Genomic DNA, 23,070 nt, shown 5'->3' with positions numbered 1-23,070 from the left:
AGTGACGTTTCAGGGTTCTGTCTTGCTTCCTTCTCAGGAAGCCCTCATACAAAGAATGCATCATGTTGCCAGTTATAGCGATCAGCTACTGGTGCTTTCTGGTGTCAGCGGTTCAGGAAAAACGACCTTAGTTACCGGATTAGCGACCGATTTTGACGAGTCAAATGCGGCATTTGTGATTTGTCCTATGCATGCCGATAACGCTGAGATACGCCGCAAAATTCTAGTCCAGCTAATTTCATCCCCTATTTTTGACGACGACATTCCCCTCGCCGATACTCTGTTGCGGCTTGCGAGCACGCAAACTAAACCCCTACATATCATTATCGATGATGCGCATTTATTGCCTAAGGCGCTATGGGCTGAGTGTATTATTCTCAATCAAATTCAGTGTGCGGGTAAGAATATTGCCGTCACGCTCACGGTTCCACCGGCATTCTTAGCGGACCTATTGCCACAATTACCCGAGCAATTGCGGCGGCAAATATTGCCTATCAGTATTGAGCCGTTAACCATGCCAGAGCGTGAAGCTTTGTATCAAACATTGCTGAGATACAACGATCAAAACCCTTTTACGCCAAGGGAAATCGTACGCAGTCAGCTCGAGAAGCAAACGGGTACGCCGCAAGAAGTGGTCAATCTGTTAGATAAAGCCTTGCATAGCCCGCAAGAGAAAACATCTTCTTGGATGAAATATAAAGCTGTGATGGTGACAGCTGTGAGCATGTTGTTAGCGCTAGGTATTTGGCTTGGTGTTACTCAACCATTTTCTGAAGAGCAAGCCCTAGAGGCTGCGACTTTTCCTGCGATAGATTCACCCGCTTTCTTGTCCTATGGGCAAAAAATCTTAGCCCCCTATTTTGCTCTGCGCGCTGAACAATTAAAGTTTGCGGCCGTAACCGTGAAAGTTAACGAACTAGATACATCCAAAGCCAAAACAGAACAGGCTGTCGATCCATTAAGTGAATTTCATGGTGAGGCACCACATCCAGAGCCTGATGATGCAGCCTTAGTGAGTGTTGGTGAAGTGAGTAGCAAGTCTTTTGGTGATGATGAGCCAACTGTGGATGCAGAGCCTCAAGCTAAAATGGTAGATGTTCAGTCTCCAGCGCCAGAGGCTGCAAAGGTTGATAAAACAGTTTTGGAACCGCAAAAGCCACTTAAAGGTTATACCGTACAAATAGCGAGTGTTGCTCAGTTAGATACCCTGCGTTCGACATTAAAGAGTCTTGAGAATGTCGAGGGTGTTCGAGTCGCAAAGTATAAACAGCGGTGGGTTGTTCTCGTTGGTCACTACAGCAGTAGCAAATTGGCTTCGAATGCGGCGGCTCAATTGGTTAAGGAGTATCGTTTTGAGCAACCTTGGGTCAGAAAATGGGCCGATTTGAAAGATTATCAAGTAGAAGAAAGTCTCTCAAATCGTGAAATTTCAGAATAAACAGAGTACAATCATGGCCTTTATTTTTGTCGGCATTCATCAAGTTAAATGATAAAAAAACACAGAGCCTTCCTTAAGTGGGCTGGCGGTAAATTTAAATTGGTGGATGATTTAGCCAGTTATTTACCCGCAGGAGACCGTTTGGTCGAGCCGTTTGTGGGTGCAGGATCCGTTTTCTTGAATACGGATTATCCTAGCTACCTGCTCTGTGACATTAATCAGGACTTGATCGAGTTATATCAGATAGTGAAGCATCAACCAGAAGCATACATTGCCGCCTCTAAAGCATTGTTTGTCGACGAGATGAATCAAAAGGAAGCTTACTATCAGGTGCGGACCGACTTTAATAAATGTCGCGACCCTTTCCAGCGTTCTGTGTATTTTCTTTATTTAAATCGCCATGGTTTTAATGGCTTATGCCGTTATAACCGTAAGGGTGGCTTCAATGTGCCCTTTGGCTCCTATAAAAAACCTTATTTCCCCGAAAAGGAAATCTGGGCCTTTTCTGAAAAAGCGCAACGTGCTGAGTTTAAATGCATTGGTTACGAAAAAGCCTTTGAACAGACACGCAGTGGCGATGTTATCTATTGCGATCCACCTTACGCACCGTTATCTACTACATCCAGTTTCACGACATATGTTGGTGCCGGTTTTAGTTTAGACGATCAAGCACTGCTGGCTCGTCATTCGCGCCATACCGCGTTAGAGCGTGGTATTCCGGTATTGATTAGTAATCACGATATTCCATTAACTCGCGAGTTATATCGCGGCGCGCATTTAGCGAAAATTCAAGTGCAACGCAACATTAGCCAAAATGGCAGTGGTCGTAACAAAGTGGATGAGTTGATGGCGCTATATGATGAAAACTACGATCCAAAAGACGACTAGTTTCAACATAAATAACGTTTAGCTCAGCACTTGTCCTACGAGAAACATCAGACTTGCCACTAGGATGACAGCTAATACTATGCCCATCACTATGTAGGGCAATGGGGAACTGGTTTGAAAATCTTTTTTACGATTTTCGCTAGTTTGTACCCCGAAAAAGGCGGCAACGGTACTGTGGAATACTTGCCAAATGCGGCTAAGCATTAATAGGCGAGATGCGACGTAGTGGGCTTGAGATCATCCATAGGTTTATCTTGATGACCATGTAATAGTTCAAGTAGATCGACAAAGTGGAACTGACTCGAACGGTTTTTACCTGTAAGCCACGTTTTCCAGCTTAAGGTTTGTGCTTGATCGGCGCAGCGATTATTAGGGTGGCTACTGGGCAGTGCATTGTTGTAACGAGTGTCATTGCTACAAGCGCAAGATGCAGTTTCGGTATTTTCCGTAAGTTTTTCAACGCCAAAAGCTAGCGTGGCCACTACAACTGCAGTAAATGCCAACATCATAGATGACTTAAATGTCACCGACCTAACATAGTGTGAAAACTGACTAAACCGCTCCATCATAACGCTTCCTTTGGAATGAACCAGCACTGCGCCTCGAGTATAACAAACTCGCTTAGTTTATGAACAAAAAATTATCAATTCCAGCCAAAATGCTCGGAAATATTAGCTTATTTTACCGAATCTAAGCCCCAATTTACTGCGATAGCTGCAGAGTGTGCTGCTTTGCTGACATAGGCATAGCGGATCAATTGCCAGAAATGTGGCTTTAGCTATAGAGGCTTAGCTTGGCTCAGGGTAAAATAAGGCACTTTTTATCCAAATAGCAGCGAGTGTTTTATGCGTCCATTCTTGATTGCTCCATCAATTTTATCTGCCGATTTTGCCCGTTTGGGTGACGATGTAAAAGCTGTGTTAGATGCGGGAACCGACGTAGTACATTTTGATGTGATGGATAATCACTATGTTCCTAACTTAACGATTGGCCCTATGGTGTGCCAAGCACTGCGTAACTATGGGATTACCGCTGATATTGATGTGCATTTGATGGTTAAGCCAGTTGATCGTATCGTGCCTGATTTTGCTAAAGCGGGCGCGTCTATTATTACTTTCCACCCTGAAGCCTCTGAGCACGTCGATCGCACTCTTCAGCTTATCAAAGAGTGCGGTTGTAAGGCGGGTCTCGTGTTTAATCCTGCGACACCACTGCATTATCTTGACCATGTGATGGATAAACTCGACGTGATCTTATTGATGTCAGTGAACCCTGGTTTTGGTGGTCAATCCTTTATTCCATCAACCTTAGATAAGCTGCGCCAAGTGCGTGCGCGTATTGATGCCAGTGGTTTTGATATTCGTTTAGAAGTCGATGGCGGCGTTAAAGTCGACAATATCGCCGAAATCGCGGCCGCCGGTGCGGACATGTTTGTCGCGGGCTCGGCTATTTTCGGCAAGCCCGATTATAAGGCCGTTGTTGATGAGATGCGTGCCGAACTTGCTAAAGTTGGGGCATAGCCATGTGGGATGAGATTAAAGCGATAGCGTTTGATCTTGATGGCACGCTGATCGACAGTGTGCCTGACCTAACCGTTGCCACGCAGGAAGCCTTAGCCGAGTTAGGTTTGAAGAGCTGCTCTGAGGCGCAAGTGCGTACTTGGGTCGGTAACGGCGCCGAAATGTTAATGCGCCGTGCTATGAGTCATGCTTTGGGTACGGATGTTGAGCAGACCGCGCTTGATACGGCCATGCCGATTTTTATGCATCATTATCAAGAAAATCTTGAAAAGCACAGTGCGCTGTATAGCGACGTGCATCAAGTGCTGCAAACTTTGTTTGATGCAGGCTTTAAGTTAGCGGTTGTCACTAATAAACCCTATCGTTTTACCATGCCATTACTCAATGCCTTTGGGATTAACGACTTTTTCAGCTTAGTGTTAGGTGGTGATACCTTAGCGAAGATGAAGCCCGACCCTTTGCCGCTGCAGCACTTATTGCATGAGTGGCAATTGGAGAAAACTGAGTTATTGATGGTCGGCGATTCTAAAAACGACATTTTAGCGGCGAAAGCGGCTGGGATAGCGTCAATCGGCTTGACCTACGGCTACAACTACGGTGAAGATATTGGGCTCAGTGGCCCAGATGCCGTATGTGAGCAATTTAGTGAGATTCTGAACTGGGTAAAACCTACCAAGTAATGGGGGTTACCTGTTTTTTAGTCGATTTTTTTAGTCTTTTTATATATAGATAGTGGAGCAATGACGTAATGACCAAACCCATAGTACTCAGCGGTGCACAGCCGTCCGGCGAATTAACCATAGGTAACTACATGGGTGCATTGCGTCAATGGGTTGCGATGCAAGATAGCCACGACTGTCTGTATTGTGTCGTTGATTTGCATGCCATTACCGTGCGCCAAGATCCTAAAGCGTTGCGCGAAGCGTGTTTAGATACCTTAGCCCTGTATTTGGCCTGTGGCGTCGATCCTAAAAAGAGTACAGTGTTTATCCAGTCACAGGTGCCACAACATACGCAATTGGGTTGGGCATTAAACTGCTATACCCAAATGGGCGAGTTGAGCCGCATGACTCAGTTTAAAGATAAATCACAAAAGCACGCTAACAACATCAACGTGGGTTTATTTGGCTACCCAGTGTTGATGGCGGCGGATATTCTGATTTATCAAGCGAACGAAATCCCCGTTGGCCAAGATCAGAAGCAACACCTTGAGTTAACGCGTGATATCGCTACTCGTTTTAACAATGCCTATGGTGATACTTTCACCATTCCTGAGCCGTTTATTCCTGAGCTTGGCGCTAAAGTCATGTCACTGCAGGAGCCGCTAAAGAAGATGTCTAAGTCAGACGATAACCGTAATAATGTTATCGGCCTGCTAGAAGATCCGAAATCAGTGCTGAAGAAGCTGAAAAAAGCCATGACAGACAGTGATGAGCCGCCAGTCGTGCGTTTTGATGTGGATAATAAACCGGGTGTTTCTAACCTGCTGAGTCTCATGTCGGGTGTGACAGGGCAAAGCATTGCGAGCCTAGAAGCCGAGTTTGAAGGCAAGATGTATGGCCATTTGAAAGGTGTGGCAGGTGAAGCGGTTGTGAGTATGTTAGAGCCACTGCAAGAGCGTTACCGTGCGATTCGTAGCGATCGCGCTTACTTAGACCAAGTGATGAAAGCTGGTGCACAGAGTGCGCAGGCGCGCGCCGAAGTGACCCTGAAGAAAGTGTATGAGAAGATTGGTTTGTTAGTGTAATCAATCGAACGATAAATTAAGCCGACGTTCGCGTCGGCTTTTTTGTACCTGTAAATTCATCCTAAGCCTGTGATTTTAGCCAAGATGAGAAAGCGGCAATCGCAGGTTCTGATAAACGGCGCTGCTTACAAAAGAAGGTAAATTCAAATCCGGTATGCACATCGGGAAGATTCAAGGCGACTAAACGCCCCGTGGTGATATCGCCAGCCACCATAAAGTCCGGCGCTAGGGCTAAGCCTTGGCCAGCAATCGCCGCTTCAATCGCCATCACAATATGACTAAACACATGCTGTTGTTCGTTATCGAGTGGTATTTGGTGCGCCGATGACCACTTATGCCAGTCGAGTCCGAGCGGGCCTTCATCAACCACCAGCAGAGCTTGTTGCTGGAAATTACTCAGGCTTATGTCGCGCCATTTAAGGTAAAAACTGGGACTGCATACAGGAATTAAACGCTCTTTGTGCAGTAACTGTTGCCAATAGCCACGTTGATTTAGCTTACCTGCGATGAAGATATCCGCGGTGCTGGTGCTTAGATCAGGATCTTGGGTGATCATCTCGAGGCGGATTTTCACGCTCGGATATTGGCGGCGAAAATCGGCGAGTCTTGGGATCAACCATTTTACTGAGAATGAGCTGTAAACGGCTAGGCAGAGCTGTTGATTTGGCGTATCGCGTACTTTCAAGTTGAGGTCGCTTAACTCGTTGAATATCCGCTCTAACTCTAAAAATAGTCCGTGCCCCTTAGGCGTTAACTGCAGTTTACGCCCCTGACGGTCGAACAGTTGCTCGCCAAAATACTCTTCTAATACTCGCACTTGGTGCGACACTGCACTTTGGGTGATGCACAGTTCATCGGCGGCCTTAGAAAAATGCTGCTGTCTGGCGGCAGCTTCAAACACTTGTAGAGCGCGTAATGGCGGGAGCTTTCTCATGATTTTCAATATCTAAAGGCTTTAGTATGAATTTAATTCATCTAGCATGAGAAAGCATCATTTCAGCTTAAGTTTTGCGAGGATTATCATGCCGCCATTGAGATTTATGGATGTTAAAAAATGCAACGCCCAGTAGTTATTGGTTTGATTTTATTGATAGTAGGCAACCTATTCAGTGCCTTCTATGATGTGTCGATCAAGTGGTTACCGGACGATGCGAGTGCCTCGACTTTCCTCCTTGCCAGGCAAATCTCTTCAGTATTTATGTTGTTGCCAGTGTGGCTGTATTCGCAGCGTCCGATGACGACACATATCTCAGTTCACCTTTGGCGTGCCAACATAGGCTCAGTTGGCGCGCTTTTTTTAATTATTGGCTTAATGGCATTGCCGCTCGCGACAGTTAGCTCATTGTTTTATTCCGCACCGCTAATGATTATTTTGATGGGGTATTTCTTCCTGAGCGAGAGGATCACCGCTGCTCAGACAATCTGTACTGGCTTAGGTTTTGTCGGCATCTTGATTATCCTGCGACCGAGTGAAATGAACTGGTACGGCATTGCTGTACTGTTTTCTGCTTTTACTTTTGCAGTGAATCAGTTAGCACTTAAAAAAGTGCCCCATGCTGAGCATCCTGTGCTAACGCTAATGCTATATAACTTACTGGGTATTCCGGCAACGTTAGTGATTGCAGCGTTTCAGGGTATTGAGGGTTTGAGTTGGGAGCTGGTGGGCGTGGCCTTGCTGAGCAACGCATTTTTATTGGTTTATCACTGGTTTTGTGTGCTGGCTTACCGCAAGGCACAGGCGAGTGATATCGCGATTGCGGAATACACAGGCTTGTTGTTTATTGTCTTTTTAGGCTGGTTGTTGTTCGATGAATGGTTGGATAACTTAAGTTGGCTCGGTGCAGCCTTAATCGTATTACCTTCGTTGTTTTTACCTTGGTTAGGATCGATCCTATCAAAATCGGCACCTAAGATAGCGGATACACTCACGGGAAAATAACAGCGAGGGTTTAAGCCTAAGTGGGCGAGTTAGCTCACCACTTAGGCTCAAGTTTTAAATAGGTAAACTGCAAAATTACTTAGCATACTCAAATACTTTCACCACTTTACGCACGCCAGCAGTATTACGGGCGATATCAACAGCTAAGTCTGCTTGTGAGCGATGAATAACCCCCAGCAGGAAGACTTCACCATTTTCAGTGATGACTTTAATGCGAGTCACATCCAAATCTTTTTCGTTCAGCATGCGGCCCTTCACTTTGGTTGTAACCCAAGTGTCATTGCTGCGGGTGGTGAAAGAGGTTGGATTGCCAATGCGGATTTGATTATGTATTTTGCCGCCGAGCTTAAGATCTTGTACGACCTTGATGGCTTTATCCCTTAACGTAGAGTTAGGGGCTTGGCCTATCATAAGTACATTGCCATTGACGGATACACCTGTGATATTCGTTTGTTTTTTAAGATCTTCTTGCTCTAGCAGTGCGCTGGTGATCTTAAAATCAGTATTGGTATCATCAAGCTGAGTCTTAACAGTACGTTCGTCGTTGGCCATCATAGCGCCACTGACTGCGCCCACCATAACGGCACCGGCGCAGCCTTGAAGCAGCAAGCAAACCATTAACAGCGGGGCAGCGTGTCTCATTGCTGCTCGTCCTGTGGGAAGAGGGTGCGGTCAATATTGTCACACAGGCAATGGATCACCAGTAGGTGCACTTCTTGGATACGTGCAGTGACATTTGAAGGTACGCGGATTTCCACATCGTTCACGCTCAGTAGGCCAGCCATAGCGCCGCCATCTTTACCTGTTAGCGCTACGATAGTCATGTCGCGGCTTAATGCGGCTTCAATGGCTTTAATCACGTTACCTGAGTTACCACTGGTCGAGATTGCTAGCAGAATGTCGCCCGGTTGACCTAAGGCAAAAATCTGTTTTGAGAAAATCTCATCATAGCTATAGTCGTTGGCGATAGCTGTGATGGTTGAAGTATCGGTAGACAGAGCGATGGCTGGTAAGGGGGGACGCTCAATCTCGTAGCGGTTTAGCAGTTCTGCTGAGAAATGTTGCGCATCACCAGCACTGCCGCCGTTACCGCAAGCAAGGATTTTATTGCCACCCAAAAGACAGTGCACCATCATCTCGGCCGCTTTGGCGATGGATTCTGGCAGTGCTTCGGCTGCATCGATTTTTGTCTGGATAGATTCAGTAAAGCTGTCTTTAATGCGTTCTAACATGGATAAATCCTTTCAGGATAAAGTGTTGCTATCATGCCATATTTCCACAAGCGTGTTGAGGCACAGACGTTAAAATAATTTGTGTAGTCACTCTTTCACTATTGGCGCTTAAAAGGCATCGACCAGCCAATGAATTTGATCGGCTTCCATGGCGATGACATCGAAACGACAGGGCACATCGAGTCTATTGAGTTGTAAATAGTGGCTAGCCGCTTTGCGAATTCGCGAAATCTGCGCGCTGCTTAGGGCCTGTAATGCGCCGCCATATTGATTTGCTGAACGATACTTCACTTCGACAAATACCCAATGGTTTTTATGGCGCATGATTAAATCAATTTCCCCAAACGGATAGCGGACATTACGTTCGACAAAAGTTAAGCCTTGTTGTTCAAGGTAACGTTGGGCGTGCGATTCTGCCTGCTGTCCGAGAGTCATAACTGGCGGAAGCTACCTCTTTCATAACGTCCCCAGCTTAACTGGCGGTTGACTATGCCATCTGGACTGACAGATAAAGCACCACTGCGACCATTGAATTGATAGCCTGTGAATGAGCGCATTTGCGCCAAACGGCCGATCAAATCCATTGCATCATAACCCATAACAAACAAACGTTTCTGACTGTTATTCCAGCCCGAAAATAGTGTGTTGACCATCAGATTTTCTTCGCCGTTTTGCATTAGCCAAGGTGCGTCGCTTAGGGTCAGGTTATTTAAATCCTGCGCCGTTTGTGTGCTTTCATTTTCAACTCGGCTGCGGCTTGAGGTATATAAAGGCACAGGTTGTGTGAAAACGCTAAAGTTGACGTCGATAAAGGCCTTGAGCAGGGTTAGATCCTGTGGCGTTGAAATCATATAAATGGCATCAATATCTTGGCGTGAACGGAAGTCGGCTTGTACTGAATTGCCTAACAGCTCTTTAATACGGGCGATCCGCTCTTGGCTATCGCGCACGCCAAGGGCATCTTGTACTGTGGTGCGCATTTTATCACCGCCATCGAAGTAGTGAACTTCGACAGGGTTATCGCTCTTCTTTTTCCATGCTTGAATAAAGCTTTCGGCCATGCGTTTGCCAAGGGCATCGTTACTGGCGAGCAGTAACGGCATAGTTACGCCATCTTGATATAAATGCTCCGCCGCATCGGCCGCCTCTTGTGCGGGAGATAATGCAAAGTAGAACCTATTCGGATCGGGGGTGAACTTATCAACTTGATTTAAAAATAGTTGTGGTACAGGCGCAGCAGGTGCTGTTGCTGTATTGGCCGTTTTGTCTGGGTTGGTAGTATTAGTCACCGTATTAGTGGTGGCTGTGTTTGCCGCATTGATCACTTGCAGTTGTTCAATTTCAGTAGGCAATAATGGGCCAATAATAAATTCGGCTCCCGCAGTTAGCGCCTGTTGGTAAGCGCTGGCAGCATCGTTTGCCGTGTCATAAAAGTTGACTGCGACTTGGTCATTTTGCTTGGCCATGTAACTGGCTAATATGCCTTGGCGAATTGCATTGGCAGCGTTAGCTCTTGGGCCCGTCAGCGGCAACAGCACAGCAATGTTTTTTGGCGTAAATGGCTTAGCGTTTAAGGCTCTGTCAAGATCGGCGGGCAGCTTAGCCGCTGCAGGATGATAAGGATTTTGTTTCTGCCATTCGCCTAAGTAGCGTACTAACTGTGTCGGATCGACAGCATAATGCTTCGCGATATAAGCCAATTGCAACCAACCCGTAAACACAGGAGTCTTAGCATCTTTGGTAAAGGCTTTTAAGGTTTGTTCGTGCATTGGCTGCAGAACTTGCCAAATCACGTTATTCACCTCGTTGGCTTGGGCGGGGGGCAAGTAAGTCGTCAGTAAACTCAGTTCACGCACTTGCTCAATAGGCTGTTTATTCAATTGATATAAATGCGCCTTGAATTGGTGATAAGCCGTCATCTGCCAGCTTGGCAAACTCCAATTGCTTGGATAATTCAGAACTTTAAGTGCATCACTATAGGTGGACGTGTGTTCAAGCACGCGTGCGGTCAAGTATTTATGTTCGGCCAGAAATGTTGGGCTCTGATTCAAGCTTGGCTGTATCGATTTTAGTAGCTTCTGCGCTGCTGCGTAGTCGTTGGCATTGATGTAGGCATGGGCTGCGAGCAGCAGATTAGTATCGCGCTGCTGCGGATCTTTGCTATTGGCGGCTTGTGCCAAATACACATTGGCCGACAAAGGTGCGGATGCTAAAGAGGTGGCCACTGTAGGTGCAGTTCCGGTCGAGGTGGGCGTTGAAGTGCCACAACCCGCCAAGATTACCGATAAAATGGCCACGGAAACGAACTTAGTTGTATTCAGGCTTTTTAACACTGGGCTTCACTCTGGTAAGATGCAGCCTCTAGTTTAACCTTCTCTCGCGCTTGACGAAAGTCTTGGCACTGTCATTACAGAGGTATATATGGACCAAAGCGTCGCACTCTACATAGTTCCTACTCCCATAGGTAATTTGGGCGATATGAGCTCACGGGCAATAGAGGTGCTGAATCAGGTTTCATTGATCGCCTGTGAAGATACTCGCCACAGCGGTAAGTTATTGAGCCACTTTGGCATTACCACAAAAACTACGGCGCTGCATGATCATAACGAGCGTGCTCGTGCCCAGTGGATTGTCGATCAGCTTGCAGCTGGGCTGTCGATTGCATTAATTTCAGATGCGGGTACCCCGTTGATTTCCGATCCGGGTTATCACTTGGTCTCCCATGTGCGCCAATCTGGGTTTAATGTGATCCCCTTGCCCGGCCCTTGCGCGGCAATTACCGCCCTGAGCGCCTCGGGTTTGCCATCGGACCGTTTTTCTTTCGAAGGTTTTCTGCCCTCTAAAGAAAAAGCCCGCGCTGATAAGTTATTGGCATTGAAAGAAGATCCGCGCACGCTGATATTTTATGAATCACCACACCGCATTGAGCACAGTCTAACGACTATGGTTGAAGTGCTTGGTGGCGAACGCCATGTCGTCATGGCGCGTGAAGTGACCAAAACCTTCGAAACTTTTTTATCTGGCCCTGTCTCAGAGGTGCTTGCCACTGTTAGTACTGACCCGAATCAGCAGAAGGGTGAAATCGTGCTTATGGTGCATGGCTACCATTTGAGTGATGATGAAGCAATTCCCACCGTCGCCATTAATACGCTAAAACTCTTATGTGAGGAATTGCCATTGAAGAAAGCCGCAGCAATTGCCGCGCAAATTCATGGACTTAAAAAGAATGCTCTGTATAAATACGGCCTAGAGTCTGATTTATAAGCGCTAAAACGGTTACGAGCGGATTATCTGTGGTGCATCAGGGTGGCTTAGGCTATAATCCGCGCCGAGTTGGCCAGACAGTCGCCGCGTTCGCAAGAACGGGGAGGAAAGTCCGGGCTCCAAAGAGCGGGGTGCCAGGTAACGCCTGGGCGGTGCGAACCGACGACAAGTGCAACAGAGAGTAGACCGCCTGCCTGATTTATCAGGTCGGTAAGGGTGAAAGGGTGCGGTAAGAGCGCACCGTGCGGCTAGCAATAGTTCGTAGCAAGGTAAACTCCACCCGGAGCAAGACCAAATAGGGTTCCGTATGGCGTGGCTCGCGTTGGAACCGGGTAGGTCGCTTGAGCCTGTGAGCGATTGCAGGCCTAGATGAATGACTGTCCAAGACAGGACCCGGCTTATCGGCCAACTCACCTCATTCAACAAAAAGCCCGTTTGTCGTAATGACAAACGGGCTTTTTGTTTTTTAATTTATACAGTAATGATAAATTTTATTTGATTAACTCATTAAAAAATCAGAGTTATCTCGTTCTCCCGTCCCTTCAGTCTATCGCTTATTTAGCTTTCAGTTTAGCCGCCATTACAGCTATTTTTAGTCTTTCTTCGTTGTAGGTAAAAATTACTCAATGCAGGTAACTTCTACCGTTAACTGGGAGGGTTAATAGAAATAATGTAACTCTAACATTTTGTTTTTATGCGTTTATATTGTTTGGTATAGCCATTGCATTGGTTTGTACGCAAAGTGCAGCATCTTGTTGCATTGCACAGTGTTCACCAAGGAGGCTTTCTATGGCCAGTTCAAAAAGCGTAGCAGAACAAACTAACAGTAAAGATAGCGGTGCTTTAAATTCACCCACAACAGCGAAAGCAACTGAAGTGACGCACCATGCTGTTGATGTAGTAGCAGAGAAAGCCGCAGTTGCAGAAGACACTTTGCGTAAAACGGCAGCTAGCTCACAGGAAACTCTGGCGCTCAAGCAGGAGGAAATCAAATTACAACTGCAAAGTTCTTATAGCAAAACCCGTGAGTTGGCAGCGCAAAATCCATTGGCTACAGCTGGGATTGCCTTTGCCGCTGGCGTGGTATTAACGGCTTTATTGCGCCGTCGCTAAGGTGGATTTATGCAAAACCGTGCAAGGTCAGAGGCGCCAGAACAAAGGCCCGTCCAGCATAGTGCGCAAACCGCCAAAACTGGGCAGACAGCATCAGCTGCTGCCCAGCATAAAGTTATTGATCAGGCAATGGAGCAACTGGCTGAAATAGCTGTTCTTAGCAGTTCAGTGAAGCAAGCCTATCTCGAGCAGTTGAAGTTGGCTGGGGAAATAGCAACGGCAGAATGGCGGTTAACAGGGCGTAGCCTGATTATTGCTGCGGCTTTAGTCGTCTGTTTTGGTACTGGCATTACGTTATTCTGGGGCAGTATTTTATTGCTGTTGGGCTATATGCTGTTTCAATTGAGCGGTTCGTTATTGGCCACTGTGATCGCTTTGGTGGTGCTACAGTTTGTTTTATTGCTTTGGTGTTGGCGTAGTCTTGGCTATGTGCTGTCACAAACTGGCTTTTCGAAGACTTGGCAGCAATTACAGCTTTTGCTCTCGACTCGAGAGTCGGAACATCAAAAATAGGAGGGGCGACTATGCTAATTCAACAGTTACTTAAAAAACAGCATTTGAAGCTGACTGTGCTGACGGAACAAGGCCAGTTGCAGCATGATTTGTTACTGATGAGGAAACGACAATTAGCGCAAAGCAGTCGTGATTTTATAGGATCGACGCCAGGTTTAATCGTCAGTTTTAGCCTTGGCTGCCTGTTTCAAATGCGCCACAACAGCACTGTAAAACTACTGCGTAGCACCTTTGGTTTGCGTTGGATTACCAAACTCATCGCTTGAGAATGATGTAAATGCTGTGATTTTTACCTTAATGATTTCCATTGGTGTGGGTTTCGCTGCTATTAGTTGTCGTCAATGCCGCTACAATCATGCCTCGAGTCAGTAAGTGTAAGTATTTTGCTTGTTGTATAGGGCAAGGCGTGGGACTGGCGATAAGTTGTTGAATTTGACTTAAATAAAGAGCTGCTATGCTATGGGCTAATGTGTAGCTTGGAATAATAAATTCGTCAGTGTTGAAGGTGTTGACCAATTTATTTTCGATATGTTGCACAAGTTTAGTTTGTAATTGTTTAGTTGCTGCATCGAGGTCGCTACCTAGTCTAAATGACATGGAGCGGCGAAACATGCTGTTTCGGCTAAAAGTAATAAGCAGTTTTTCCAATGAGGGTGGTGTGTTAGTTGAAAGCCAGTCTTCGGTTGACCGTAGATCTTCAAAGATATTTTCAAAAATATTTTGATGTAGTGCAATAAGAATATCCAACTTGCGTTTGAAGTAGCGATAAAACGTCGTGCGCCCGACATCGGCTTTGTGCGCAATATCTGCCACTGCAATATCACGATAATCTTGTTGTTTAAGCATTTCCTTGAAAACGTGGAGAACCTTGAGCATCGCTCGCGGGCTTTGTTTTATGCGCATGTGGGGCTTGGTGTGCATACTGGATTTTGCTCCAAATTCAATTCAGGCGTTTGATTATACATTAGCCTCAATGGCTCTTGTGTTGTGATTTTTGCTTAAGTGGAACAGATAGGCTCAGGTGTACCATTTGAAACATTCGGGCGAGTTTGTGCCTGATGGTTAGGAATAATGGGCTTTATAGTGATGATCATTGGGTTAACTGCAACGACAGTGTTACCTGAAATATGAAATTGTCACTACCGATGGAGAATCTGTGATGAGTGAAAATATTGAAACGGCCCAAAGTGATACAACAAATAATCCAATCAAACACAAATTAAGAGTAGGTATTTTTCTTTATCCCGGCATGACGATGCTCGATGCCTATGGGCCACTACAGTTTTTAGCCTTTGTGCCATCTTTTGAAACCTTCACTTTTGCGAAAACCAGCATGCTATTACCCTGTGATGCGGGCGTTAACTTACAACCTAATTACGATTTCGATAATTGTCCGCCGATAGATATCCTGTTAGTGCCTGGGAGCGCAAATCCTTTGGCGCAAATACAGGATGAGCAAGTCATTTCTTTCTTAAAACGCAAGGGGGAGCAAGCACAATACATTACATCTGTATGCACTGGTGCCTTGATTCTTGCGGCAACAGGTTTACTTAATGGTTATCGTACGACCACTCACTGGGCTTATGCTTCAGTGTTGGCACAATATCCTCAAATTACTTTTGAAAATAAACGTATTGTGATTGACCGTAATCGGATCAGTGGCGGCGGTATTACTGCAGGGCTCGATTTTGCTTTGGCACTCATTGCCAATATAGAGGGTGAACAACAGGCTAAAACACTGCAGTTATTGTTTGAATATGATCCTAAACCGCCCTTTAATTGTGGCTCACCTATATTGGCTGATGCTCTTTTGGTACAGAGGGTTGAACAGGAGGTCAGGCAGATAGCGTCAGGATTATTTTAGGCTACAAGGCGCCAAAGATTGTCTTAAAAAGTACATAGTTCATACGATTATTATGTACCTTAGGTTTAAAAACTGCTTTTCACTAGGAATCGCCATTCCCAGCTGTTTACTGACTCGCCGCCCGTATAAGGGAGTGAAAAATCGATATGGGCTACGTTGCCATAGCTGGATCGAGAGGAATAAATTCGCGCGCCTATGCCTATGCTACCCAGTGGACCGCTGACTTCGTTATTCTCGGCGAGTTGGCCGCCGGAGGCTTGACCCAGATCGGCAAAGACTGCCCAGCCTAATTCAGCCAGTTGGTATAAGTTGATATTGGGGTAGTTGCGTATCTCGGCGGTCAGTAACCACTGATTATCCCCTTGTTGGTATTCGTTTGGATAACCGCGCACGCCAGTTTCATCCCCTAATCCTTTTGTTAGATCCAGATAAGTGTTCTGTGAAAGGCTAGCCCAAGCTTTGCCATAAGCCGTCCACTTAGGATGGATTTGATAGAAGTATTCGGCTTGAACATCGACCTTATAAGTATCTTTTTGGGTGGTACCGATAGTGCTTGTTCCACCCATTTCTAACAGCCACAGTTGATCGTTAAACTTATACCCGCCAGTGCTTTGCCAGTTAACGTGGTAGCCTAAGGGATTATTATCACCTATATCATTGGTTTCTATGCCGAATTGTACATAGTGATGCCAACCTAAGTTAAAGTCTTCATTGTTGGTGATCAGGTGAACATTATTCAGTACGTGGAAATCATCTTCGATAAACTCGTAGGCGACCCAAGGGTACATAAAGTCCCTGTCTTGAGGGAGCATGGACGTAGGATAGTGCTCAGAATGGGCAAACTCGTGCTTGTCTTGGGTGACACCAGTAATAAAGCGAGAAAGGTGCTGACTGTTTTTATTAATTAACCAGCCATATTGCAGATTGAGATAGTCGACTGTGTGTGTGAACTCATTCACCTCTTGCCCATTTTGTCTGAGGGTATCTGTACGGTTATCGTCTAAAAACTCCGCCGAATACATGGTACTCGTATTGAGGGAATAGAAGGGCTTACTTACATAAACGTGTTTAGCTTGGCCGTCGCTATTGTCGTAGAACTCAGCGGCAACTGTGCCGTGCTCAATAATGCTGAGCGGAGCTTCGAAAGCAAATTTATAGCCATTCCGAGATTCATTGGATTGATATTTAAGTCGAGTGCGGATCCCAGTTCCAAGCAAGTTGTCTTCTTTGAGCCCGAAGGAGTAACGGGTGTCGCCACCTGAACTACTCAAACTCGCTGTCGGTAATAATGACCAATTATCCCAGGTCTCCACCACCACGGACTCAACGGATGGATCGACATCGGCTTGGGGATCTTTTTCTGCGACATAAATTTTGGCGTCGCGAATGTAAGGTACTGCGCGTAACAGGCGTTGGGACTCGTCGAGATCTTTCTGGGTGACAGTATCATTTTCGCTGAAGGTTAGATTATCGAGAACCACATATTCTTTGGTATTGATATGCAGGGCGTTAGCCCAGCGGTGAATGAAAAAAGCATCGGGATCTGACTCATCAAAAATGGGGTTGTTGACCACCACAATCTTGCTGACTTTTTGTTTTGTTTGATCTTGGTTTGCGGGATCAGCGAGCTTAGCCTCTTCTGCTTGGGCAACTCTGATTAGGTTGCCAACACAACAAGATAGGATGCATGCATACTGAAAAAATTTCTGCATAAAAGGCCACTCCCATGAAATCGACGACTGCAGCGAAAACAATTTCACGTTGCAATTCACAATTTAATAACACATGGAAAACGAGTGTTAGTCAAGGAAACATTTTAATAAGTTTCTTATTTTACTTAAGGTTAGCTTAAGATTATCTTGAGGTAGCGGCTGGGCGCGGGCTCCAGCCGGATTAGCGATTGTTACAGTGTACGCCTAGGTGGGACAGCGACGTTAGCAAAGATGAGCCCCGCAATTAGCGACATAAAAATCAAAAAGATTTGCGAGCCTATGTGCGACTGATTGAGCATGGTCTCACCTGAGATCAGTGCATTGAGTCCGATATAGGTTTTACTGCCGGGGACTAAGATCACTATTCCCTGCAACAGGGCGATGGAGGCAGGCGCCTTCATCCAGCGGGCGAAGAGATTAGAATAAATTCCTACTGCCAAGGCACCAAAGAAGATCCCCACCGAATCACCAAAATAATGTCCGCCGAGCATGGCTGAGAAAAACGCCACTATCCCAGCCAATACGCCCCAAGGCGAATCTTGCATCCGTGCTTTGAAGATAAAAACCAGCGCCATAGATAGAATCGGAACCGCCGACCATATCGCCCAGCGAGGTAAACCCTCAGGTTCTATGTGAATCGCTTCGCCGAACATAGCTTTACCGATTGCCATGCCGAGCACTGCGCCAAAGTACAGCTTAAATAATTGCATGCTCGCATCCATGATGCGCGCCGTGCCAGAAATTAAATCCCGTGCGGCGAGTTCAGCTAAACCTAAGGTTAAGGCTAAGCCGGGAATAAAAATAATAATGGAGGAGAGGATCACTACTGGGATATTAATATTAGGATCAATACGCGCTATGCCACAGGCTGCGATTGCGCAAAGGATAGTGGCGAAGGGTTCGAGCACTTCGGCCATGCGGGCCGAGCGTTCGGCACGGTATACCAAGCCATAGACGAATAAGCCTAATAATCCTGACCAAAATACATCGTTCCAACCCGTGCCCATCAGCATAGCGAAAGCGGCGGCAGAAGTTCCAAAAGAAAAGCAAGTTAATACAGGGCCATAGGGGTTGGGTTTATTGGCGATTTCTTCTAAGCGGTCTAAGGCCTCGGCCAAAGTGCGTTTACCTGAGGTTAACTCATCGACCAATTCATCGGTGCGGGCGAGTGAACCTAAATCGAGTTCACCAGGCTTAACGCGAGCGGCATGGTTATATTCTTGATCGGTATCATGTTGCAAAACGAAGGTCATCGACGTCGGAGAAATAAGGAAATAGCCTTCGATACCTAAGGTGCGAGCAACGGTTTGTAAGTGGGTTTCTAGACGATAAGCGGGTGTGCCAAACTTATGCAAGGCTTTGCCTAGCTTTATGATAAATCTACGTTTTTCGATAAACTCGTCGTTATCCAATCGGGGTATTCACTGTATAAAAAGTTGTAGGGAATGACGCGCGCATCTTAACCTATCTTGTCTATAAAAGGTTAATGGCTTTTAACCTTAATACAAATAAATTGCTGATTTTTTGCAGCTCGGGCTATAGTCAGCTTTTTGATAAGGGGAAATATGCATGTCTTTGATGGTAACGGGTCTTTACGCTAGCCTCACAGGGCTATTAATTGTCGCTTTGGCTTATCGAGTAGTGAAATTAAGGCGAGGTCAGAAAATCGGCCTAGGGGATGGTGGTAACAGCACCTTAGCTTTGGCTAATCGAGTGCATGTTAACCTGATCGAAAATGCGCCTATCGTATTGATTTTAATGCTGGTGGCCGAAGCGGGTGGCTTGCCTGCATTTTATTTACACTGTTTTGGGACTGTGTGGATAGTGGCGCGCTTACTCCATGCTATTGGCTTAACTCAAGGCCAAGGTGGTTACCATTTTGGCCGTTTTTGGGGCGTATTGCTCACTTGGATAGTGATTATCAGTTTGGCGCTGGTGAATTTGCTGCATTTTGCTCAAGGTTTAGGAAAGGGTCTCTAGGCTCGCAGGTTTGGGCGGCCAAGTCCGCCCTAAGCCATATCCATAGCGGATTTAGGGGTATTACGCTTCTGGCTCAAATCCCCCTGAAAATGCCTCAAGTGGTGTTTTTTTAATCGCATCTATCCTCCATTCCCTGCTATACTCCGCGTCCCTAAATTGGCGTAACTTATTTTCGTGGCGCCTTTATTCGACATTACGTTTTCGGGTCACAATCCATGCAAGTTGAATCCACACTCTTTAGTCATCCCAAGTATTGGGCCACGGGCGACAGCACTGCGCCTTTCTTACCTATGTCTCGCAAGGAGATGGATAAGCTTGGTTGGGATAGCTGTGACATCATCATAGTCACAGGCGACGCTTATGTGGATCACCCAAGCTTTGGCATGGCGGTGATCGGCCGTATGTTAGAGGCTCAGGGTTACCGAGTTGGGATTATTTCCCAGCCAGATTGGTCGAGCAAAGAAGCCTTTATGCAATTGGGCCGCCCGAATCTGTTTTTTGGCGTTACCGCCGGTAACATGGATTCTATGATCAACCGTTACACCGCCGACCGTCGTTTACGTTCTGACGATGCTTATACCGCCGGTGATATTGGCGGTAAGCGCCCAGATCGCGCCGTGACTGTGTACACCCAGCGTTGTAAAGAAGCCTTTAAAGATGTGCCTGTGATTATTGGTGGTATCGAAGCCAGTTTACGCCGTATCGCCCATTACGATTATTGGTCGGATAAAGTGCGTCGCAGTGTGATTTTCGATGCCAAGGCCGACATTCTGATGTACGGCAACGCCGAGCGTCCTTTAGTCGAAGTGGCACGCCGCTTAGCTGCCGGTGAACCGATAAGCTCGTTGCATGATGTGCGTGGCACAGCCGTTATCCGTAAAGAGCCACTGCCCGAATGGCGCGGTATGGACTCGCGCAAGATTGACCAACTGCACAAGATAGAGCCGCTGCCGAATCCTTACGGCGCCGATGATGTGGGTTGTGCTAACTTGTCCGGCCCGTCGGATGTGAAGATATTCGATAACGAAGCCCCTAAGCCAATTAGCGTTCAGCCGCCTAAACCTAAGCCATGGGATAAAACCTATGTGCTGCTGCCAGCGTTTGAAAAAGTCTCTGAAGACAAATATTTATATGCCCATGCTTCACGGATTTTGCACCAAGAGCAAAACCCAGGTTGTGCTCGTGCGTTATTTCAACCCCATGGCGACCGCGCCGTTTGGGTGAATCCGCCCGCATGGCCGCTCAATACCGATGAGATGGATGCCGTATTCGATTTACCTTACCAGCGCATTCCTCATCCTATCTATGGCAAGGAAAAAATCCCTGCCTATGACATGATCAAGACGTCTATCAACATCATGCGTGGTTGCTTTGGTGGCTGTTCTTTCTGCTCGATTACCGAGCATGAAGGCCGAATCATTCAGAGTCGCTCACAAGAGTCAATCGTTAAAGAAATCAAAGATATTCAGGAAAAAGTGCCAGGCTTTACTGGGGTGATTTCCGATTTAGGCGGCCCAACCGCCAACATGTATCGTTTAGGTTGTACCAGCGAAAAGGCTGAAAAAACCTGTCGTCGTCTTTCTTGTGTGTTTCCATCGATTTGCGGCCACTTAGGCACAGATCATAAACACACTATCGACCTGTACCGTGCGGCACGTGCCGTACCTGGCATCAAGAAAGTATTGATTGCCTCTGGCGTGCGTTACGACTTGGCGATCGAAGATCCGGCCTACGTTAAAGAGTTAGTGCAGCACCATGTGGGCGGCTACTTAAAAATCGCCCCTGAGCATACCGAAGAAGGTCCGCTCAGTAAGATGATGAAGCCCGGCATGGGCGCCTACGATAAGTTTAAAGAATTGTTCGACAAGTTTTCTAAGGAAGCGGGCAAAGAGCAGTTCCTGATCCCTTACTTTATTTCGGCGCATCCAGGCACGACCGACGAAGACATGGTGAACTTAGCGTTGTGGTTGAAGGAGCGTAAGTTCAAGCTCGACCAAGTACAGAACTTTTATCCGTCACCGATGGCGAATGCGACCACGATTTATCATACCGAGTTAAACTCGCTGAAAAACGTCAAGCACACCAGCGAAGTGGTATCGGTGCCGAAGAAAGGGCGCCAACGTCGCTTGCACAAAGCATTGCTCCGTTATCACGATCCTGCGGGTTGGCCATTGATCCGTGAAGGCTTAATCGCCATGGGGCGTGAAGACTTGATCGGTAATAGTCCGCATCAGTTAGTGCCGCCAGAAGGTCGAAATGAGCGCGGACCTAAGTGGATGAAAGATGCCAACCAAGGCCAAAAAGCCTTTACTCGCTTCTCGGGCAATCAGTTTGATGACCGTAAGGGCGACGGTAAATCTAAAAGTGCAGCTAAAGGCGGCGCGCAAGCTCAGGCTGGTGCTGAGTCAAAACCCGCTGCTAAAGGCGCTAAACCCGCGGGAGCTAAACTCAGTGGAGTCCATTCGAGCCGTCCGGGAGCGAAAGCGCCCTTCGGCCAGTCTGGTTTTAAGGCCGGCGGCGCTCAAGCGAAAAGCAGTGCTAAAGGCGGAAGCCCATCAAAAACGGGTGGTAAACCTGCAGGAAAGCCCTCTCAGGGGCGCCAACAGGCTAAGTAACACTTTTCACCATCACAAATAATGTTCAAAGGCCGCTCCAGATATGAGTTTGGAGTGGCCTAGCTAGCATGGTCATTCCGCTAAAATAGTCCTCAACTGGTATCGCTGGGCGAACTATTATAAGATCCCTGTCTGATGTTTATGTCTACTATTTGTTTATATTCGATATTTTAGCTATACATCTCACCCATATCCGCGGTTCGTTAACTAACATTAGATATTATGAATAAAAAGCGTAGACCCAGTCTTCAAGACGTTGCCGATCAAGTTGGGGTCACCAAAATGACGGTGAGTCGCTATTTAAAAAATCCAACAAGGGTGGCGCAAAGCACTCAAGAGAAGATTGCTGTCGCACTAGAAACCTTAGGTTATATTCCTAATCGCGCGCCGGAAATTTTAGCGCAAGCGACCAGCCGCGCCATTGGCGTGTTAGTGCCTTCGTTAACCAACCAAGTATTTGCTGAAGTGCTGCGCGGTATCGAGAATGTGACCGGTAAACGCGGTTATCAAACCATGCTGGCTCACTACGGGTATCAGGCCGAATTAGAAGAAGAGCGGGTGGCATCACTGCTCTCTTACAATATCGATGGCTTACTCTTGTCCGAAAGTTACCACACGCCGCGTACCGTGCGAATGATTGAAACGGCGGGCATTCCGGTCATCGAAATGATGGATAGCGTGTCGCCTTCGATTCAACAGTGTGTGGGTTTCGATAACACAGCGGCCGCATGCGAAATGGTTAAGGCCATGATTGCACAAGGCTATCGCCACATAGCCTACCTAGGCGCGCGCATGGATATTCGCACTCAGCTTAAGATGCGAGGCTACGAGTTAGCGATGCAGCAAGCTCGGCTTACACCTTTGGCGATGACCACAAATGAGGCCTCGTCGTTTTCCTTGGGGGCGTCGTTATTGCAACAAACATTAGCGAAATATCCCTATGTGGATAGCTTTTTTTGCACCAACGATGATTTGGCTGCGGGGGTGATATTTGAGTGTCAAAGACAAGGCATCAAGATCCCTGAACAAATTGGCGTTGCAGGGTTTCATGGCCATGATATTGGCCAATCTATGACGCCAAAATTGGCGAGCATTATTACGCCGAGAAAAGAGATTGGTCGAATTGCTGCCATTGAGCTATTAGACAGGCTAAATGGCAAAGAGATAGCAGAATCGGTTATCGACCTGGGCTATCGTATTGATTTAGGGGAAACACTGTAGACTTCCCCTCGTTCTTTCGCTTAA

Annotated in this window: 24 protein-coding genes and 1 other RNA gene; 15 read left to right on the top strand and 10 right to left on the bottom strand. The window is 46.7% G+C overall.

Annotated features, from left to right (window positions below; all coding sequences use genetic code 11):
* The first annotated feature begins 1 nt into the window (after position 1).
* Together CKQ84_RS06185 and CKQ84_RS06180 are read left to right on the top strand one after the other, a co-directional pair.
* Positions 2-1,438: an AAA family ATPase gene (locus tag CKQ84_RS06185; RefSeq protein ID WP_105250534.1), complete on the top strand. Its 1,437-nt coding sequence runs from the start codon at positions 2-4 to the stop codon at positions 1,436-1,438.
* 48 nt (positions 1,439-1,486) lie between these two features.
* A complete protein-coding gene (locus CKQ84_RS06180; RefSeq protein WP_105250533.1) occupies positions 1,487-2,326 on the top strand; it encodes a Dam family site-specific DNA-(adenine-N6)-methyltransferase in 840 nt (279 codons plus the stop codon).
* Positions 2,327-2,344: 18 nt separating this feature from the next.
* On the opposite strand, the gene CKQ84_RS06175 is transcribed toward CKQ84_RS06180, so the two are convergent.
* Positions 2,345-2,530 carry a DUF2970 domain-containing protein gene (locus tag CKQ84_RS06175; protein ID WP_105250532.1) on the bottom strand — a complete coding sequence of 62 codons (186 nt, stop codon included), beginning with the start codon at positions 2,528-2,530 and terminating at the stop codon, positions 2,345-2,347.
* Positions 2,530-2,895: a hypothetical protein gene (locus tag CKQ84_RS06170; protein WP_105250531.1), complete on the bottom strand. Its 366-nt coding sequence runs from the start codon at positions 2,893-2,895 to the stop codon at positions 2,530-2,532. The genes CKQ84_RS06175 and CKQ84_RS06170 overlap by 1 nt, the downstream gene beginning before the upstream one ends.
* A 276-nt stretch (positions 2,896-3,171) precedes the next feature.
* Between CKQ84_RS06170 and rpe the strand changes: the two genes are divergently transcribed.
* The 3 genes from rpe to trpS all read left to right on the top strand — a co-directional run bounded on the left by rpe (position 3,172) and on the right by trpS (position 5,593).
* Positions 3,172-3,846 (top strand): ribulose-phosphate 3-epimerase, encoded by a 675-nt coding sequence (gene rpe, locus CKQ84_RS06165; protein WP_012090481.1) that lies wholly within the window; start codon positions 3,172-3,174, stop codon positions 3,844-3,846.
* A 2-nt stretch (positions 3,847-3,848) separates the two neighbouring features.
* Entirely contained in the window at positions 3,849-4,526 is a 678-nt protein-coding gene (locus tag CKQ84_RS06160; protein WP_105250530.1) for a phosphoglycolate phosphatase, read from the top strand.
* Positions 4,527-4,594: 68 nt separating this feature from the next.
* On the top strand, positions 4,595-5,593 hold the full coding sequence (gene trpS, locus CKQ84_RS06155; protein ID WP_105250529.1) for a tryptophan--tRNA ligase: 999 nt from the start codon (positions 4,595-4,597) through the stop codon (positions 5,591-5,593).
* A 61-nt stretch (positions 5,594-5,654) separates the two neighbouring features.
* Here trpS and CKQ84_RS06150 read toward each other — a convergent pair whose 3' ends face one another.
* On the bottom strand, positions 5,655-6,527 hold the full coding sequence (locus tag CKQ84_RS06150; RefSeq protein WP_173913161.1) for a LysR substrate-binding domain-containing protein: 873 nt from the start codon (positions 6,525-6,527) through the stop codon (positions 5,655-5,657).
* A 120-nt stretch (positions 6,528-6,647) separates the two neighbouring features.
* On the opposite strand from CKQ84_RS06150, the gene CKQ84_RS06145 reads away from it, so the two are divergent.
* Positions 6,648-7,532, top strand: a complete 885-nt coding sequence (locus tag CKQ84_RS06145; RefSeq protein ID WP_105250527.1) for a DMT family transporter — start codon at positions 6,648-6,650, stop codon at positions 7,530-7,532.
* A 75-nt stretch (positions 7,533-7,607) separates the two neighbouring features.
* Here the strand turns inward: CKQ84_RS06145 and dolP are convergent, their stop codons facing one another.
* The 4 genes from dolP to CKQ84_RS06125 form a co-directional block, all read right to left on the bottom strand.
* Positions 7,608-8,174 (bottom strand): division/outer membrane stress-associated lipid-binding lipoprotein, encoded by a 567-nt coding sequence (dolP, locus tag CKQ84_RS06140; protein WP_105250526.1) that lies wholly within the window; start codon positions 8,172-8,174, stop codon positions 7,608-7,610.
* Positions 8,171-8,764 (bottom strand): phosphoheptose isomerase, encoded by a 594-nt coding sequence (locus CKQ84_RS06135; RefSeq protein WP_105250525.1) that lies wholly within the window; start codon positions 8,762-8,764, stop codon positions 8,171-8,173. Before CKQ84_RS06135 ends, dolP begins: the two co-directional genes overlap by 4 nt.
* Positions 8,765-8,872: 108 nt before the next feature.
* Entirely contained in the window at positions 8,873-9,199 is a 327-nt protein-coding gene (locus CKQ84_RS06130; protein WP_105250524.1) for a YraN family protein, read from the bottom strand.
* Positions 9,196-11,097, bottom strand: a complete 1,902-nt coding sequence (locus tag CKQ84_RS06125) for a penicillin-binding protein activator (protein ID WP_105250523.1) — start codon at positions 11,095-11,097, stop codon at positions 9,196-9,198. Before CKQ84_RS06125 ends, CKQ84_RS06130 begins: the two co-directional genes overlap by 4 nt.
* Before the next feature lie 88 nt (positions 11,098-11,185).
* Between CKQ84_RS06125 and rsmI the strand changes: the two genes are divergently transcribed.
* From rsmI to CKQ84_RS06100, 5 genes are all read left to right on the top strand, one after another.
* The gene (gene rsmI, locus CKQ84_RS06120) at positions 11,186-12,028 is read left to right on the top strand and encodes a 16S rRNA (cytidine(1402)-2'-O)-methyltransferase (RefSeq protein ID WP_105250522.1); all 843 of its coding nucleotides are present in this window, start codon (positions 11,186-11,188) and stop codon (positions 12,026-12,028) included.
* Between the two features lie 65 nt (positions 12,029-12,093).
* Positions 12,094-12,445, top strand: an RNA gene (rnpB, locus tag CKQ84_RS06115) — RNase P RNA component class A.
* Between the two features lie 372 nt (positions 12,446-12,817).
* Positions 12,818-13,141, top strand: a complete 324-nt coding sequence (locus tag CKQ84_RS06110; protein WP_105250521.1) for a DUF883 C-terminal domain-containing protein — start codon at positions 12,818-12,820, stop codon at positions 13,139-13,141.
* Positions 13,142-13,150: 9 nt separating this feature from the next.
* Positions 13,151-13,654 (top strand): hypothetical protein, encoded by a 504-nt coding sequence (locus CKQ84_RS06105; RefSeq protein WP_105250520.1) that lies wholly within the window; start codon positions 13,151-13,153, stop codon positions 13,652-13,654.
* Between the two features lie 11 nt (positions 13,655-13,665).
* Positions 13,666-13,920 (top strand): hypothetical protein, encoded by a 255-nt coding sequence (locus CKQ84_RS06100; protein ID WP_105250519.1) that lies wholly within the window; start codon positions 13,666-13,668, stop codon positions 13,918-13,920.
* 28 nt (positions 13,921-13,948) lie between these two features.
* Here CKQ84_RS06100 and CKQ84_RS06095 read toward each other — a convergent pair whose 3' ends face one another.
* Positions 13,949-14,575: a TetR/AcrR family transcriptional regulator gene (locus CKQ84_RS06095; protein WP_105250518.1), complete on the bottom strand. Its 627-nt coding sequence runs from the start codon at positions 14,573-14,575 to the stop codon at positions 13,949-13,951.
* A 238-nt stretch (positions 14,576-14,813) separates the two neighbouring features.
* Here CKQ84_RS06095 and CKQ84_RS06090 point away from each other — a divergent pair, with 238 nt between their 5' ends.
* Positions 14,814-15,518: a DJ-1/PfpI family protein gene (locus tag CKQ84_RS06090; RefSeq protein WP_105250517.1), complete on the top strand. Its 705-nt coding sequence runs from the start codon at positions 14,814-14,816 to the stop codon at positions 15,516-15,518.
* Positions 15,519-15,583: 65 nt separating this feature from the next.
* Here the strand turns inward: CKQ84_RS06090 and CKQ84_RS06085 are convergent, their stop codons facing one another.
* Together CKQ84_RS06085 and CKQ84_RS06080 are read right to left on the bottom strand one after the other, a co-directional pair.
* Entirely contained in the window at positions 15,584-17,230 is a 1,647-nt protein-coding gene (locus tag CKQ84_RS06085) for a hypothetical protein (protein WP_105250516.1), read from the bottom strand.
* A 191-nt stretch (positions 17,231-17,421) separates the two neighbouring features.
* Positions 17,422-18,642: a threonine/serine exporter ThrE family protein gene (locus tag CKQ84_RS06080; RefSeq protein WP_105250515.1), complete on the bottom strand. Its 1,221-nt coding sequence runs from the start codon at positions 18,640-18,642 to the stop codon at positions 17,422-17,424.
* A gap of 157 nt (positions 18,643-18,799) precedes the next feature.
* Between CKQ84_RS06080 and CKQ84_RS06075 the strand changes: the two genes are divergently transcribed.
* The 3 genes from CKQ84_RS06075 to gntR all read left to right on the top strand — a co-directional run bounded on the left by CKQ84_RS06075 (position 18,800) and on the right by gntR (position 23,046).
* A complete protein-coding gene (locus CKQ84_RS06075) occupies positions 18,800-19,210 on the top strand; it encodes an MAPEG family protein (protein ID WP_105250514.1) in 411 nt (136 codons plus the stop codon).
* Between the two features lie 215 nt (positions 19,211-19,425).
* Positions 19,426-21,825, top strand: a complete 2,400-nt coding sequence (locus tag CKQ84_RS06070; protein ID WP_105250513.1) for a YgiQ family radical SAM protein — start codon at positions 19,426-19,428, stop codon at positions 21,823-21,825.
* 222 nt (positions 21,826-22,047) lie between these two features.
* A complete protein-coding gene (gntR, locus tag CKQ84_RS06065) occupies positions 22,048-23,046 on the top strand; it encodes a gluconate operon transcriptional repressor GntR (protein ID WP_105250512.1) in 999 nt (332 codons plus the stop codon).
* The last annotated feature ends 24 nt before the right edge of the window (positions 23,047-23,070 follow it).

This window comes from Shewanella sp. WE21 (genome assembly GCF_002966515.1).
Taxonomy (GTDB): domain Bacteria; phylum Pseudomonadota; class Gammaproteobacteria; order Enterobacterales; family Shewanellaceae; genus Shewanella; species Shewanella oncorhynchi.
This window is presented reverse-complemented; position numbering and strand designations above follow the sequence as displayed.